This window comes from Aminobacter sp. UC22_36 (genome assembly GCF_044056035.1).
Lineage (GTDB): Bacteria > Pseudomonadota > Alphaproteobacteria > Rhizobiales > Rhizobiaceae > Aminobacter.
In genome coordinates, this window is the sequence record NZ_CP171996.1 from 1,895,462 (window position 1) to 1,908,922 (window position 13,461).

Annotated in this window: 16 protein-coding genes and 1 pseudogene; 12 read left to right on the top strand and 5 right to left on the bottom strand. The window is 62.9% G+C overall.

Going from position 1 to position 13,461, the window contains the following annotated elements; genetic code table 11:
- Positions 1 to 52: 52 nt before the first annotated feature.
- Complete coding sequence (locus ACHMW7_RS12475) at positions 53 to 682, bottom strand: TetR/AcrR family transcriptional regulator (RefSeq protein WP_395450533.1); 630 nt, start codon at positions 680 to 682, stop codon at positions 53 to 55.
- Between the two features lie 110 nt (positions 683 to 792).
- Between ACHMW7_RS12475 and ACHMW7_RS12480 the strand changes: the two are divergent.
- Positions 793 to 1,432 (top strand): annotated as a pseudogene (locus ACHMW7_RS12480) (glutathione S-transferase N-terminal domain-containing protein).
- 20 nt (positions 1,433 to 1,452) lie between these two features.
- Positions 1,453 to 1,836, top strand: a complete 384-nt coding sequence (locus ACHMW7_RS12485; protein ID WP_395450534.1) for a nuclear transport factor 2 family protein — start codon at positions 1,453 to 1,455, stop codon at positions 1,834 to 1,836.
- Between the two features lie 11 nt (positions 1,837 to 1,847).
- On the opposite strand, the gene ACHMW7_RS12490 is transcribed toward ACHMW7_RS12485, so the two are convergent.
- Together ACHMW7_RS12490 and ACHMW7_RS12495 are read right to left on the bottom strand one after the other, a co-directional pair.
- Entirely contained in the window at positions 1,848 to 3,407 is a 1,560-nt protein-coding gene (locus ACHMW7_RS12490) for a serine hydrolase (protein WP_395450535.1), read from the bottom strand.
- 82 nt (positions 3,408 to 3,489) lie between these two features.
- Positions 3,490 to 3,669: a hypothetical protein gene (locus ACHMW7_RS12495; protein ID WP_395450536.1), complete on the bottom strand. Its 180-nt coding sequence runs from the start codon at positions 3,667 to 3,669 to the stop codon at positions 3,490 to 3,492.
- A 107-nt stretch (positions 3,670 to 3,776) separates the two neighbouring features.
- Here ACHMW7_RS12495 and ACHMW7_RS12500 point away from each other — a divergent pair, with 107 nt between their 5' ends.
- The 9 genes from ACHMW7_RS12500 to ACHMW7_RS12540 all read left to right on the top strand — a co-directional run bounded on the left by ACHMW7_RS12500 (position 3,777) and on the right by ACHMW7_RS12540 (position 11,168).
- Positions 3,777 to 4,691, top strand: coding sequence for a LysR substrate-binding domain-containing protein (locus tag ACHMW7_RS12500; protein ID WP_395450537.1), 915 nt, complete (start codon positions 3,777 to 3,779; stop codon positions 4,689 to 4,691).
- Positions 4,692 to 4,786: 95 nt separating this feature from the next.
- Positions 4,787 to 5,362 (top strand): hypothetical protein, encoded by a 576-nt coding sequence (locus tag ACHMW7_RS12505; protein WP_395450538.1) that lies wholly within the window; start codon positions 4,787 to 4,789, stop codon positions 5,360 to 5,362.
- 108 nt (positions 5,363 to 5,470) lie between these two features.
- Positions 5,471 to 6,169: an aspartate/glutamate racemase family protein gene (locus ACHMW7_RS12510; protein ID WP_395450539.1), complete on the top strand. Its 699-nt coding sequence runs from the start codon at positions 5,471 to 5,473 to the stop codon at positions 6,167 to 6,169.
- 192 nt (positions 6,170 to 6,361) lie between these two features.
- On the top strand, positions 6,362 to 7,321 hold the full coding sequence (locus ACHMW7_RS12515) for a helix-turn-helix transcriptional regulator (protein ID WP_395450540.1): 960 nt from the start codon (positions 6,362 to 6,364) through the stop codon (positions 7,319 to 7,321).
- A 182-nt stretch (positions 7,322 to 7,503) separates the two neighbouring features.
- Entirely contained in the window at positions 7,504 to 8,193 is a 690-nt protein-coding gene (locus ACHMW7_RS12520) for an outer membrane protein (protein WP_395450541.1), read from the top strand.
- 161 nt (positions 8,194 to 8,354) lie between these two features.
- Positions 8,355 to 9,065: an outer membrane protein gene (locus ACHMW7_RS12525; protein WP_395450542.1), complete on the top strand. Its 711-nt coding sequence runs from the start codon at positions 8,355 to 8,357 to the stop codon at positions 9,063 to 9,065.
- Positions 9,066 to 9,311: 246 nt separating this feature from the next.
- Positions 9,312 to 9,956, top strand: a complete 645-nt coding sequence (locus ACHMW7_RS12530) for a VOC family protein (RefSeq protein ID WP_395450543.1) — start codon at positions 9,312 to 9,314, stop codon at positions 9,954 to 9,956.
- Positions 9,957 to 10,122: 166 nt separating this feature from the next.
- Positions 10,123 to 10,695, top strand: a complete 573-nt coding sequence (gene gfa, locus ACHMW7_RS12535; RefSeq protein ID WP_395450544.1) for an S-(hydroxymethyl)glutathione synthase — start codon at positions 10,123 to 10,125, stop codon at positions 10,693 to 10,695.
- A 179-nt stretch (positions 10,696 to 10,874) separates the two neighbouring features.
- Positions 10,875 to 11,168 (top strand): GYD domain-containing protein, encoded by a 294-nt coding sequence (locus ACHMW7_RS12540; protein WP_395450545.1) that lies wholly within the window; start codon positions 10,875 to 10,877, stop codon positions 11,166 to 11,168.
- A 61-nt stretch (positions 11,169 to 11,229) separates the two neighbouring features.
- On the opposite strand, the gene ACHMW7_RS12545 is transcribed toward ACHMW7_RS12540, so the two are convergent.
- Positions 11,230 to 12,021: a polysaccharide deacetylase family protein gene (locus tag ACHMW7_RS12545; RefSeq protein ID WP_395450546.1), complete on the bottom strand. Its 792-nt coding sequence runs from the start codon at positions 12,019 to 12,021 to the stop codon at positions 11,230 to 11,232.
- 238 nt (positions 12,022 to 12,259) lie between these two features.
- Here ACHMW7_RS12545 and ACHMW7_RS12550 point away from each other — a divergent pair, with 238 nt between their 5' ends.
- Positions 12,260 to 12,859, top strand: a complete 600-nt coding sequence (locus ACHMW7_RS12550) for a class I SAM-dependent methyltransferase (RefSeq protein WP_395450547.1) — start codon at positions 12,260 to 12,262, stop codon at positions 12,857 to 12,859.
- Positions 12,860 to 12,898: 39 nt separating this feature from the next.
- Here ACHMW7_RS12550 and ACHMW7_RS12555 read toward each other — a convergent pair whose 3' ends face one another.
- On the bottom strand, positions 12,899 to 13,387 hold the full coding sequence (locus ACHMW7_RS12555) for a hypothetical protein (protein WP_395450548.1): 489 nt from the start codon (positions 13,385 to 13,387) through the stop codon (positions 12,899 to 12,901).
- Positions 13,388 to 13,461: the final 74 nt, after the last annotated feature.

Below are 13,461 nucleotides of genomic sequence, written 5' to 3' on the forward strand. Positions count from 1 at the left end.
TATCCACTGTTGCGGGGTAGGCCGGCCGATGTGTTCCAGTTTGCACGAAGACCTAGCTGATCGTGTCGGCGGGGTCCTTGCCGCCGCAGATCAAGTCAATCGCCGCCTTGCTCAACAGCTCTAGTGCCGCCCGCGGCTCGCCGGCGCGTGCGCGCACGGCCAGGGAGTGCATGACGGCTGAGGCGACGGAAGCGAGGCCTGCCGCATCCGCGTCAGCGCCAAGCTCGCCTTCTGCAATCGCCTTGCGCAGGCGCTCCTCCAAAATGGCGTTGAATTTGCTCAGGCTCTGCTGGAGGACCTGGCGCACTGCCGGGCGATGCACGGCCTCGACGGAGGCGGTGCCAATCAGCAAGCAGCCACGCGCAGCGTCATCAGATGCCAGATAGGAATCCGTCGATTTGGCGTAGACCTCGGCCAGCTCGGCTCGCAGCGGTCGCGCCGCGCTCAAGATGGTGTTCATCGCAGCGACGCTGGTGTCCCGGTAGCGCTCGAGCGTTGCGATGTAGAGTGCTTCCTTGTCACCGAAGGCGCCCGACAGGCTCGGTCGCGTCATCTCGGTCACCTCGCTCAATGCGTCGAGCGAACTTGCTCCAAAGCCGACCGACCAGAAGAGGTCGCCCGCCCGCCGCAAAGTGAGGTCGCGGTCGTATTCGATCGGGCGTCCACGTTTGGCATTGCTCATTATATGCGACCTTGCATAAAAATATTGACAGTCTCGAGTATTATATGCGATGTCGCATAAAAGTCGAGCTGCCAATCGCAGTTCGTCGCGCACCGGCAGGAGGGACCAGAATGAAGCTCTATATCCACCAGGCAGCGTGTTCGCTGTCGCCCCATTATTGTTGCCCGGGAGCTCGGGCTCGACGTTGAAATCATCCATGTCGAGCGGGCCACGCAGCGGACCAGCGACGGCCAGGATTTTCTTGCAATCAACCCGAACGGCTATGTCCCGGTGCTGGTGCTCGACGATGGTGAGATCGTCATCGAAGGGCCGGCGATCGTCCAGTTTCTTGCCGATCTCAAGCCGGAAGGCGGGTTGGCACCGCAGACCGCGCAGGAGCGCCGGAAAATCCAGTCGCTGCTCAATTTTGTATCGACTGAAATCCATAAGCCCATGGGGCAGATGTTTGCGTCTGCCTACGCGCCGGTGAAGGAGGTGCTGCACAAGCATGTCGCGGCGCGGCTCGACTGGGTAGCGTCGCGGCTCGAGGACGGTCATCTCACTGGTGGCACGCTGAGCGTGGCCGACATCTACCTGTTCGTCTGCCTTAACTGGTCGCAATGGCTCGGCATCGACCTGTCGCGCTGGCCGCAACTGGAAGCCTTCATGAAAGGCATCGGCTCGCGGCCGAGCGTGCTTGAAGCACTCAAGGCGGAAGGTCTCTACCCCAGTTCGAACGGCGTCTTCTTTGCGCCACGCCTTGCGGCCTGACCCAGGAAATGGAGCCCATCATGACAAGCGGAAGTTTTTCCGACACCGAGAGCCTCCAGACCGAAACGATCCTCGAGAGGTTTAACCAGGTATTCTTGGCCCGTGATCCTGCGGCGCTGGACGATCTCGTTGCCGACGATTGCGTCATTGAAAACACGCAGCCGGCGCCCGACGGCTCGCGCCATGAAGGCAAGGCTGCCTGCATCGCGCTGTGGCGCGGGATTGCAACGATGCAGGGCGCGCATTTCGAACCGGAAAGCATCATCGCCCGCGGCGACCGCGGCGAGATCAGGTGGCGGCTGGTGTGGGGTGCTGACCACGCAAGCTCGGTGCGCGGGGTCAATCTGATGCGCGTGCGCGACGGGCGGATCGTCGAGGCCCAGGGCTACGTCAAGGGAGCGTGAGGCCGGCAGGCTTAGTCTCCGACGCGCTGCAGCGTGCCAAGTCCGTTGCCGTCGAGCGACTCGATCGTCACGGCGGATGCCTTGCCGCCGGGGCCGATCGCGAAGCTGACCGCCGCTGGCATGTCGGGTAGCTCCGCATAAGGCAGGCTCAGGAACAGGTCGCGATCGAAATGGCGCAGCGGATAGGACTTGGCGCCATCAGGGCCGACCTTGAGGACAAGGCCATCTGCGGTGGCGGCGACAACGGCATCGCCGACGAAGTCGTTGGCATAGCGGCCGGTATAGGCCTCGCCTGAAAGAGCCGGCGTCGCCGGCGAAGGCGGCTTGGCATAGGTCGCCTTGGCTGCCGCGACCGCCGGGCCAAACAGGCCGGCATAGATTGCATCCCAGTCCTTAACCCAGTCCTTTGCGACCTTGCCGTCGAAGGCGAGGTCGGCGAAGGCGTCCGACAGGCCTTCGGGCACGCCGGTGGGGAAGGCGTTGGCCAGGATGACGACGCCGAGCTGCTGTTTCGGAAACAAGGTGACGAGGCTGCGGGCGCCGACGCTGAAGGCGCCGGCATGGCCCCAGCTCAGGCCATGGCGGCCGAACTCGACATTCCAGCCGAGGCCGTAGAAGGACTGGCCGCCGCTGACCGGGTTGAGGCCGCGCGCCATCAGCGGGAGATGGGTCTGGTCGAGTGCCGCGGCTGCGATCAGCTGCTTGCTGTCATGGCTGCCGTTGGCGAGTTCGAGGCGAAGCCACTGGACGAGGTCGCGCACTGTCGAACTGACGCCGCCCGCCGGTGCCTGCGCATCCGGCCGGCGCTCGACCCTGGCTACCCAGGCGCCGTCGGCCTTGATGTGGAGCGCGGCGCGATTGGCGTGGCTGACGAAGTCGGCGTGGCGGGAGCTCGTCGAGGTCATGCCGAGCGGACGGTAGAGCCTTTCCTCGGCAATCGCCTCCCAGGGCTTTCCCGTCGGTTTGGCTGCGGCGATTGCTCCCTGTGTCAGACCGAAATTGCTGTAGGAATAGCCGGCCCGGAAGCTTGACGAGGGCGACACGAACCGGAGGCGCCGCAGGATTTCGGCGCGGTCGAAGCCGATGTCTTCGAGATCGTCGCCGGCGGTGCCGGGAAGCCCGCTGCGATGCGCAAACAGGTCGCGGACGGTGAGCTCGCTGCTCGGATACGGATCGGCGAGCCGAAAGGCCGGGTCGAGGTCCGATATCTTCGCATCCCAAGAGACGATGCCGTCGCTGACAAGCGCTGCCACGACAGTTGCCGAGATGGGCTTGGACATCGAAGCGATCTGGAACACCGTGTCGGCGTCGACCTTTTCGGGTTTGCCTGCCTCGCGCACGCCAAAACCCTTGAGGAAGACGACCTTGTCGTCATGCACGACGCCGATGGCGAGCGCCGGCACGCCGCCATCGGCAACGGCTGATTCGGCCAGCTGTTCGAGTTTCGCCAGCGCGGCGGTGACCTGCTCGGCTGTCACTGTCTGGGCAGATGCGGGGAACGGCGCCAGCGCGATGGCGGGCAACAGCCATGTCAGGCAGCGGCGGGCGAACGACCTTGCGGACAGCTGCATGCGCCGGATCCCTCTGCAATGTGGCCTGCATTCGAAGCTACAGCTTGCCGCTGGGGAAGCCAAGCATCGTGCCACCGTTCGGCTATTTCACCGACCCGGCCGGCTCCTTGCCGTCGAGATAACCGAGGTCGCGGTTGAGGTGGACCGACACGTCGCGCGGATCGAACCTGCCGCGACGCCGGCCGCAGCGGGTACTCGTCACGAGCAGCGTCAGCCATGTCTGGAGTGGGCCGAGTGTTGCGGCCAGGGTTGCGGTGTTCATGCACCTAACTTTCGATGGTCAAATTCTGTTGAGGGGGTATCGCCACTTTCCCTCTGTTTTTGCTATGAATCCAACTGAACCTCGGCATGAGTGCATAAGGAAATCTTATGACTATCAACCAGCTGCCGCCGCTGACGGCGATCCGCGCCTTCGAGGCAGCGGCGCGGCTCGGCAACTTCACCCGCGCGGCCGAAGAGCTTGGTACGACGCAGGCTGCGGTGAGCTACCAGATTAAGATTCTGGAGGAGCGTGCCGGCACGCCGCTGTTTTTGAGACGGCCCAAGCAGACCGAGCTGACCGAGGCAGGTCGGGCACTGGCGCCGAAGGTCAGCGCCGCCTTCGAGCTGCTGGGCGAGGCCTGGGGCGAAACGCGCGGCGGGGCACGCGGCGTGCTGGTCGTCTCGACGCTGCCGACATTTGCCGCCAGCTGGCTGGCGCGCCATCTCGGCGCGTTCCAGATGGTGCAGCCTGATCTCGCGGTGCGGCTCGAGACGACCACCCGCACCACCGACTTCCGGTCGGACGAGGTCGACGTCGTCATCCGCAGGGACGACGGAAACCTGCCGCCGGGACTGGCTGGACAGTTGATCGTGCCGACCGATTTTGCGCCGATGCTGAGCCCGAAGCTCGCCGCGACGATCGGCGGGATCAAGGCGCCGTCCGACCTGCTCAGGCTGCCGCAGATCGATCCCGGCGACCTGTGGTGGGGCGAGTGGTTCGTGGGCGCCGGCTTGCCAGCCGACATGCTGCCGCAGCGCCCGGCGCCGAAGATGGGCTCGCAGGCCTATGAGGCGATCGCGGCCATCGCAGGCCATGGCGTGGCGATGCTGACGCCGATCTTCTATCGTGACGAGCTTGCCAATGGTACGCTGATCCAGCCTTTCGAGCATGTCGGCTCCGACGGCTCCGGCTTCTGGCTGGTCTATCCCGAGGAGCGCCGCAACGTGCCCAAGATCAAGGTTTTTCGCGAGTGGATCCTGGCCGAGGTCGAGCGCACGCTGGGGAGGGGCGGACAGCGATAAGGGGGACGCAGCCGACATCAGGCCCTTAGCTGCCATCTCTTGCGCGGTTTCGAAGCGCCGGCAAAAATCCGAGAACGTCAATGTGTGAGGTTACTGTGAACATCAGCGATATTCAAAAACGGGCGCAAGGGGTGAAAGCGGGAACCGTCAGCTCGCTTGAGGTGGATTACGCGCGCGGCATCCTTCGAGCGCAGCGGGGTAACATCAGTTCAGCCTTGTATGTCGTTGGGCTTTGCGGAACCGCCGACGATGCCTTGTTGATCGAGCCTTATCTTCACGGTCCTGAACGTGACGTCTATGGCGAAACAGCACTCAAGGCGTTGGTCCGTTACCTCGGCCTCGTCAATCGCTACCGTCCGCTATTGCGGAAGCTGATCATGTCTGCGACCGATCTGGGTTTTAGAAACAGCCGTATGTCGGCGATACATCTCGCCAAGGACTACTTCAAAAAATTCCGCGACGATGAGCTCGGGTGCGAGCTCGTTGCAATATTCTGTAACCCGTCTGATCAGGACCAGCCGTCGGCACGTTACACGCTCGTCGACATACTGGGCATCAGGGATGAGATCGGAGATCCTTTCGGCCTAAAGTTGGAAGCTGGCGATGCAGATGCCGGCTACATCGTGAAAATGGCCCGGCAACGCTTCAATTGCCCCGGCGGATTGCACTGACGCCTGGTCATCGCGGCAGATGTCCTCTCGCGCTTGTCCCCTCCGGGGATACCGCGATAGACCGGCCGGGTTGGAAATCGCGGTCGAGCGAGCGGAGGCAGGGGCGGCATGGCGCAGAAGGTCATTGGTCTTATTGGCGGCTTGAGCTGGGAGAGCTCGGCGGAATATTACCGCATTATCAATGAGCGGGTGCGCGCACTGCGTGGCGGGCTGCATTCGGCGCGCATTTTGATGTGGTCATTCGATTTCGCCGAGATCGAGGCGCTGCAGAGCACCGATCGCTGGCAGGAGGCGACACTGGAGATGATCGACGCGGCGCGGCGGCTGGAGCGCGGCGGGGCTGACGTCGTCGTCATCTGCTCCAACACCATGCATCGCATGGCTGATGAGGTGCAGGCCGCCATCGCAATACCACTGCTGCACATCGCCGACCCGACCGCCGAACGCATCCGCGCCGCCGGGCTCGGCCACGTCGGCCTGCTCGGCACCGCCTTCACCATGGAGCAGGATTTCTACAAGGGAAGGCTCGCCGAACGCCACGGGCTCGAGGTGCTGGTGCCTGATGCCGGCGACCGGGCCGTGGTGCATCGCATCATCTATGAGGAACTGGTGCAGGGGCGGATCGAGGCTTCGTCGCGGCAGGCCTATCGCGAAGTGATCGCGCGCCTCGTCGCGCGCGGCGCCGAGGCGGTGATCCTTGGCTGCACCGAGATCATGCTGCTTGTCGGGCCCGAAGACAGTGCGGTGCCGTTGTTCGACACCACCGGCATACATGCCGAAGCGGCGGTGGAGTGGGCGCTGGCGTGAGAGCTGCCTGATTCTGCCGGCGATGGCGGCAGCTCACGACCAAAGCGGCCAAGACAGACCGAATTGTTGTCTTGTACAGCAATGGAATTGACCTCGACGGCACTGAAATTGCTTGCTCTGGACAAGAGGTGAATTGGTCCCATAGGCTGCTTTTCCAAAGAAGATGGACGTGCAGCGGGGGCCGGTTATTCTTTGAAAAAGAATGTTTTCTCATCCAACGACCTGCCCCAGCACCTCACCGAACAGGCGAGGTTCGCGCTTTGGCAAGACATTCATGTCGCCGAGATCTGGTCGGTCGAGTACTCGATCTCGGGCAACCTGCCGTTTGAAGCGGATATCGAAGCAACCGCCATGGGGCCGCTGGTGCTCGGGCGGATGGCCGGGACGATCAAACACGCCTCCCGCAAGGCCCGCAACATCGCCGACGATGGCCGCGATGGCTACCTGTTGCTGGTCAACAATGGCGACACCCTGCTGAGCGGCACGCAGGTCGGCCGCGACTACAGCATCGGCAAGGGCGAAGCTGCCCTGGTTTCGGCCTCGGAGGCGCTCAAGATGACCGGCGGCGACAAGAACATCTGGATGAATGTGGTGGTCCCCCAGGCGCTGCTCGACAATGCCCTTGCAGATGCCAACGACCGGCTGGCGCTGCCCATCGGGGCCGACAATGAAGCGCTCGCCATGCTCAAGCGCTATTGCAGCTTTCTGGAGAACGGCCCGGCTATCGTTTCGGAAGAGCTGATCGGGCACGCGACCGAAACGATCGTCGATCTGATCGGCCTTGCGATCGGGGCGAAAGGCGAGACAGCCGAGCTGGCGGGCATGCGCGGACTGCGCGCGGCAAGGCTGCAGGCGATCCTGGCGAAGATGCGGGACAATTTCGCCGACCCTGCGATCTCGGCCCAGCGCGTTGCCGAGCAATTGCGGCTGTCGGTGCGCTATGTCCATGATCTGTTGCAGGAAGCCGGAGTGAGTTTTGCCGAACGCATTTTGGAGTTGCGCCTGCAACGGGCGCACAAGATGCTTTCGGACAGGCGTTGCGACCAGATGCGGATCAGCGAGATCGCCCTGTTGTGCGGCTTCAGCGACGTATCCTATTTCAACCGCTGCTTTCGCCGCCGCTTTGGCACGACGCCGAGCGGAGCGAGGTAAGCGTCAGCCGGCGGCAGCTTCGCCTGGACCGAGGCTGAATGGCCACACCGGCCGAAAATGCACGGCATTGCTTTCCACGACAATTGTGGTGCGGCCCAGCCCAAGACACCCGCAACTGACAATGCAACACCGGGGTTCGAAGCCCGCGGGGATGCGCGGGGTATCCTGGGGGCAAGGCATAGATGAAAACGATGGTTGTCGCGGCAGCGCTCATCCTTTGGGGTTCGGGTGAGACGCTCGCCGCCGATGCGGCGGCAAGCGAGATTGCACCGGCCGGCTTTGTCTGGAGCGGTGGTTATGTCGGCCTGCAGGCCGGGCATGCCTGGTCCCAATCGCACTACATCCGTTCGTACGGCACTTATTCCGATCCCGATCCCGACGGCTTTTTCGGAGGTGCTTATGCCGGTTACAACGTGCAGCTTCAAAACAATGTCGTGCTGGGCATAGACGCCGACATAAACGTCACGGGGATCGACGGAAAGGCCCCTGCGCTTTTTGCGGATGGTACGTCCGACCTGGATCATGCGCTGGTTTCCAACGTCAATTGGAATGGTGCGCTTCGCGCTCGTCTTGGCTATGCCATGGACCGCTTCATGCCTTACATTGCAGGCGGCCTGTCTGCGGCGCGATACGAGTTCACATTGCGCCACATGGATGGATCGGACCATACGCCGATCAAGGGCACATGGACCGGCTGGAACCTCGGCGCGGGCCTGGAATACGCTGTCACCGAGAATTTTCTGCTCAGAACCGAGTATCGCTACACCGACTATGGCAGCCAGGAATTTGGCACGACATGGTTTGGTGAACAGTGGATCAAGGCCAGCCTCAAGAGCCACGATCTTCGGTTGGGTCTCGCCTACAAGTTTTGATCGCGACATTGCACCCAGTGGCGGGAGGCGGCTGACGCAGTCCAGCCACGTCAGCCAAGAAAATCGCCACGCTGCTTTCGACGACAATTCCGATGCGGTGCGGCCCAAGACGCCGGCGCCGGACAATGCAACACCGGGGCTCGAAGTCTCGAGGACACAAAATGAAAATAGCGATCGTGGCCTTCGCCCTCATTGTCGGAGGAGTGACCAACGTGCTTGCCGGCGAGGCGGCCGTCGAACAGATCGCACCGGGCGACCCCTTTGACTGGTCGGGCATCCATGTTGGTGCGCATCTCGGGCATGGTTGGAGCAACACCGACTTTACCGATGTCGACGGCTGGAACGTCGAGGGCGAGGTATTCGGCGGCAATTCCAATGGCTTCATCGGTGGTGTTCAGGCCGGCTACAGCTTCCAAAGCGGTTCATTCGTTTACGGCGCGGAAGTCGAGCTGGGCTATCTCGGCATCGATGAGACCTTCGTGCAGCCGTCTTCGCCGGCAGACTCCTTCGCCAGCATCGATGGCGGGTTCTACGCCGCTCTGACCGCCCGGTTGGGTTATGCCGCAGACCGCACGCTGTTCTTTGCCAAGGGCGGCGTCGCCTACCTCAATGCCGATGTCAATTTCGATGATGATTGCAAGAACGACGGCCCATGCGGGATCGGCCTGGTCAATGCCTCGGGCGGGAACTTCACCGGCTGGACTCTCGGTGCAGGCGTTGAGCATGCATTGACCGATCGATGGACCGCAAGGGTCGAGTACGCCTACTACGATTTCGGAACGGCGACCGCCTCGTCGCAAGATGGTTGGACGCGCTATGACGCCGACTTGACGACCCATGCGGTGAAGGTCGGTCTCAACTACAAATTCTGATCTCGACAATTCCGAAGCCCCGCGGCCCAAGACGCCGGCGTTGGACAATGCAACACCGTGAACACGGCAAAACTGAAGCCCCTGGACGCGCAGGGCGCGGGGCGATCAAGCCACCGCGGCGCGTCTTGCCCGGCAATTGACAAGGGCGAACCGGGCGGGGCAGGATTTCGGGGCTGCGTAGGGCGCATCGGCGAAGGCCGAAAGGGCAATGCCCGCCTACTGTTCAGATATCCAACAGTTGCGCCCATGCCGAACCTCGAAAACCTCAAGAAGCAGGCCAAGCAATATCTGCGCTGGCATCGCGAAGGCTATCACCCTGTTGCCGCCGAGATCAGGGCGGCTTTGCCGCGATTTCATCATCTCGACGACATCGAGGTGATGCAGGCTGCCTTCAAGCTCGCCGACGCGCAGGAGCTTGTCGCGCGGCAGCGCGGTTTTGCGGGTTGGCAGGCGCTCAAATCAGGAGCCCTCGTCATGAACGATCCCATCAAGGCCACATCACGACCCATTCTGAGTTCGACCGCAGCGCAGCTCTTCGTCGCCGACATCGAGGCGTCGTGCGCGTTCTTCACCGCCAAGCTCGGCTTTGGCGTCGACTTCGTCCATGGCGAGCCGCCATTCTACGGACAGGTCGTCAGGGACAAGGCGCAGCTTGCACTGCGGCTGGTGTGCGAGCCGGTCTTTGCAGGCGATATCCGCGAACGCGAGCACCTGCTGTCCGCCTCGATCACCGTCGACAGCGCGGACGAGATCAAGCAACTGTTCCTCGACTTCCAGGCGGCAGGCGTGGGCTTCCACCAGGGGCTGCGGAAAGAGCCCTGGGGTGCCAGGAATTTCATCGTTGTCGACCCCGATGGAAACCTGATCCTGTTTGCCGGCCCGGCCGCCTGAGGCGGTCGGGCGGCCAGGGTTGAGGCCCAAACTCACGGCAATCTGAACGACGGATATGCACAAACGCGCCCGCGACATGTATCGTATGGGACCAGCCTCATAGAGTTCTTTGCCGCATAGCTTTTGTTGGTGTCCGCCAGGACGCCAGAACAGGGAGGAACAGGACATGGCTTCAGTATCGATACATCCGGCACTCGACGGCGGGGTCAAACCCGGCAGCTCAAGCTTCACAGGTGGCACGCTTGTCTGCGCCTGCGCCGACAAACCGGTGAAGGTGGCGATCAAGGGGCAGGTTGCCCACAACCACGCCTGCGGCTGCACCAAATGCTGGAAGCCGGAAGGCGCCAAGTTTTCGGTCGTCGCGGTGACCGCGCATGAAAACGTGACGGTGCTGGAGAACGGCGACAAGCTTGCCGTCGTCGATCCTTCAGCACTCATCCTGCGCCATGCCTGCAAGGGTTGCGGTGTGCACATGTATGGTCCGGTCGAGCGCGACCACGCCTTCAAGGGCCTCGACTTCATCCATCCCGAGCGCTTCGAGGAAGCCGGCTGGGCCGAGCCCGGCTTTGCCGCTTTCGTGTCGTCGATCATCGAGGCGGGCGTCGATCCCGCGGAGATGGACGGCGTGCGTGGCCGGCTGAAGGAACTCGGGCTTGAGCCCTATGACTGCCTGTCGCCCGGGTTGATGGACTACATCGCCACCTGGACGGCGAAGAAGTCGGGTGTGCTGAAAGCCTGAGCAGCATTCGCGCTGGCGCGGGCCTGCGCCAGCCGGCCGGGCCGCGACATGCGGCCCTAGCTCCTAAAGCCTATGCCCCGCCTGCATCCAGCCACGGCGACCCGTGCTAGTGTGCAGGCGGGAGAAACGGCGGCAACGCCTGATGCGCCCGCACGCCTCCTCAACAGAGGGAGGTCAGCATGGCATATTATGTTTTCCTGGTGAACTTCACCGAACAAGGTGCCCGGACCGTACGGGAGACGACCAAGCGGGCCGATGCATTCAGGGCGATGGCCGAAAAGGGCGGGGCCAAGGTGCACACGCTGTTGTGGACACTTGGCAAGCACGACGTCGTCAGCGTCATCGAAGCGCCCGACGACCTGACAGCGACGGCACTCAGCCTGTCCATTTCAGAACTTGGCAATGTGAAAGCCCAGACACTCAAGGCTTTCGACGCCGCTGAAATGCGCCAGATCATCGCCAAGATGGGCTGAATTCATCGTCACTGCGGGGCGGCGGCCTCGGGCGTGTCAGCCTCTCAGGCTCTGCCCCGCTCTACTTCAATGGATCGTAATCGGGGATTTGTCCGAAGCCGTAGCCCCGCTGCTTGAGCGCCTGGATGAGGGCGGTGAGATTGGCCGTGCCATCGAAGGTGTTCTGGAACATCTCGTCATGCATCAGCAGGATGAGCTTGTTTGGGCTGACAAAGCGGAGCTTGCCGCTGAACATATGGTCGATTTCGCTGACAAGCCTCGTGACGCTCTGCACCGGTTTGCCGGTGCCGTCGTGAACCCATTCGTGATCCCAGCCGTAGAGCCAGAAGCCGGTGGCGGCGACGAACTCGTAGTCCGGTTGCTCGATGCCAATCTCGATCCGGTCGATCGACAGGTCGTTGGTCGAGATGTTGGGCAGGCGAAAGACGTTGCGGCCGGGTAGCCGGGCATGGGTCGGCGCCTCGAGCCCGAGCACCGCATTGGCCCGCACCATGTCGGCGACAACCGCCTCGGTGTCGGCGTAGAATTTGCGGTACCTGTCGTAGGCGTGGCTGTAGCTGTGGTTGCCGACGGTAACCAGCGGCATGGTCCTGGCGCGGGCGACCAGCGCCTTGCTTTGCCGGCTGGATCTGGCGTGCAAGCCGACCATGAACATGGTGGCCGGGACGTTTTCAGCCTCAAGCACGTCAAGGATGTTGCCGGTGCCGTCGAGCGGACCGTCGTCGAAGGTCAGATAGATCGTGCGGTCTGTCGCTTGCGCCGGCCAACAAGCCAAGACGAAAACAGTCAAGAACCATAGGACGGCAGTGCCGAAGGCGGTGGCGCCATGCCTTTTGCTTGCTGTTATCAGCATAGTCGCGCCTGTTCCTCCAACGGATGTCGCCGGCGATATCGGTATCCTGTCGCTGCCGGCTGTGCAAAGGCGGCGGTCGGGGGCTCTACATTTCTGCGGCACGTCTGGCCGGCCGCGTGCTAGACCTCGACGCATCGTAGCTACGGTTTGGGACCGGACATTGAATCACCAAGGCATTGGGCAGGACAGACAAACGGAAACCGCTGATTTCATCCGCACCAATTTGCATGTGGTAGCGGTGGCGACGGTTCCCGAGATCAGGCTCTATGCGGCGCATCCGGGAAGCGGGCTGTGGCGGCTGGCCGGCGATGCGGACAGCGAGGGCGACGATCCGCCGCCGCCCTATTGGGCCTATCAGTGGGCCGGCGGGCTGGTGCTGGCGCGGCATTTTCTGGAGAGGCCCGAAACGGTGCGGGGGTGGCGCGTGCTCGATCTTGGCGCCGGGTCGGGGCTGGTCGGCATTGCCGCCGCCAAGGCAGGTGCGAGCGCTGTGTTTGCCGCCGAGATCGACCGCAACGGGATAGCCTCGATCGGGCTCAATGCGACGCTGAACGGTGTCGAGGTCACCGCTGTCAGCGGCGACCTGACCGGCGGTCCGGCGCCCGAGGTGGATATCGTTGCGGTTGGCGATCTGTTTTACGACGCCGGTCTTGCGGAGCGTGTGACTGCCTTTCTCGACCGCTGCGTGAGCGCGGGCATCGAGGTGCTTGTCGGCGATCCCGGCCGGGCGCATCTGCCACACGGACGGCTTCAGCTGGTCACTGAGTATGCGGTGGCGGATGTCGGCACCGGCCATGTCGCGACGACAAAGCCGAGTGCCGTATTTTCGTTCGGCTGAGGGCTCAGCGGGCCCGACGAGCTTTGGCGGTGCGCGCCGTCATTTCCCGAAGCTCCTGAGCATGCGAATGGTCACGACAGTAGTCAGCACCGAAAGTGGGAACTGGGCTATGCCCGTGACCTCGAAGAACAGGTCCTTCGGCATCTCGTAGGGCGGGGTCGGGAAGATGGCGTGGAAGGCCGCTTCGCCGAAGCCGAAATAGACGATGTTCTTGACGACATGGTTGTAGCCGCCCTCGACATAGCCGACGAGGACGATGGGGACGACAAAGACGATTGCCGCCGCGGCCCAGGTCAGCAGACGCGCCGACTGCCCGTTCGAGGCAACCCAGCCAGCATAGAGCAGGACGGCGATGACGATCGCTGCGGGCACGACGAAAACCAGGACGTGCAGGCGCCAGGGTGTGCCGAAGGCGGCGGCGCCATAGGCATGATGCAGCGAGGTCAGCGCAAGCAGCAACAATGCGCTTGTCGCCACGCGCAGGTGGGTGTTGACCGAGATCGCCGGCGTCGAAGGGGCAGTTGTCATGGCAAATTCTCCTGGATTGACGGAAGGCGCCCGAGCTATCACGATACCGAACACGGTGTTCGGAAATTGCCGGA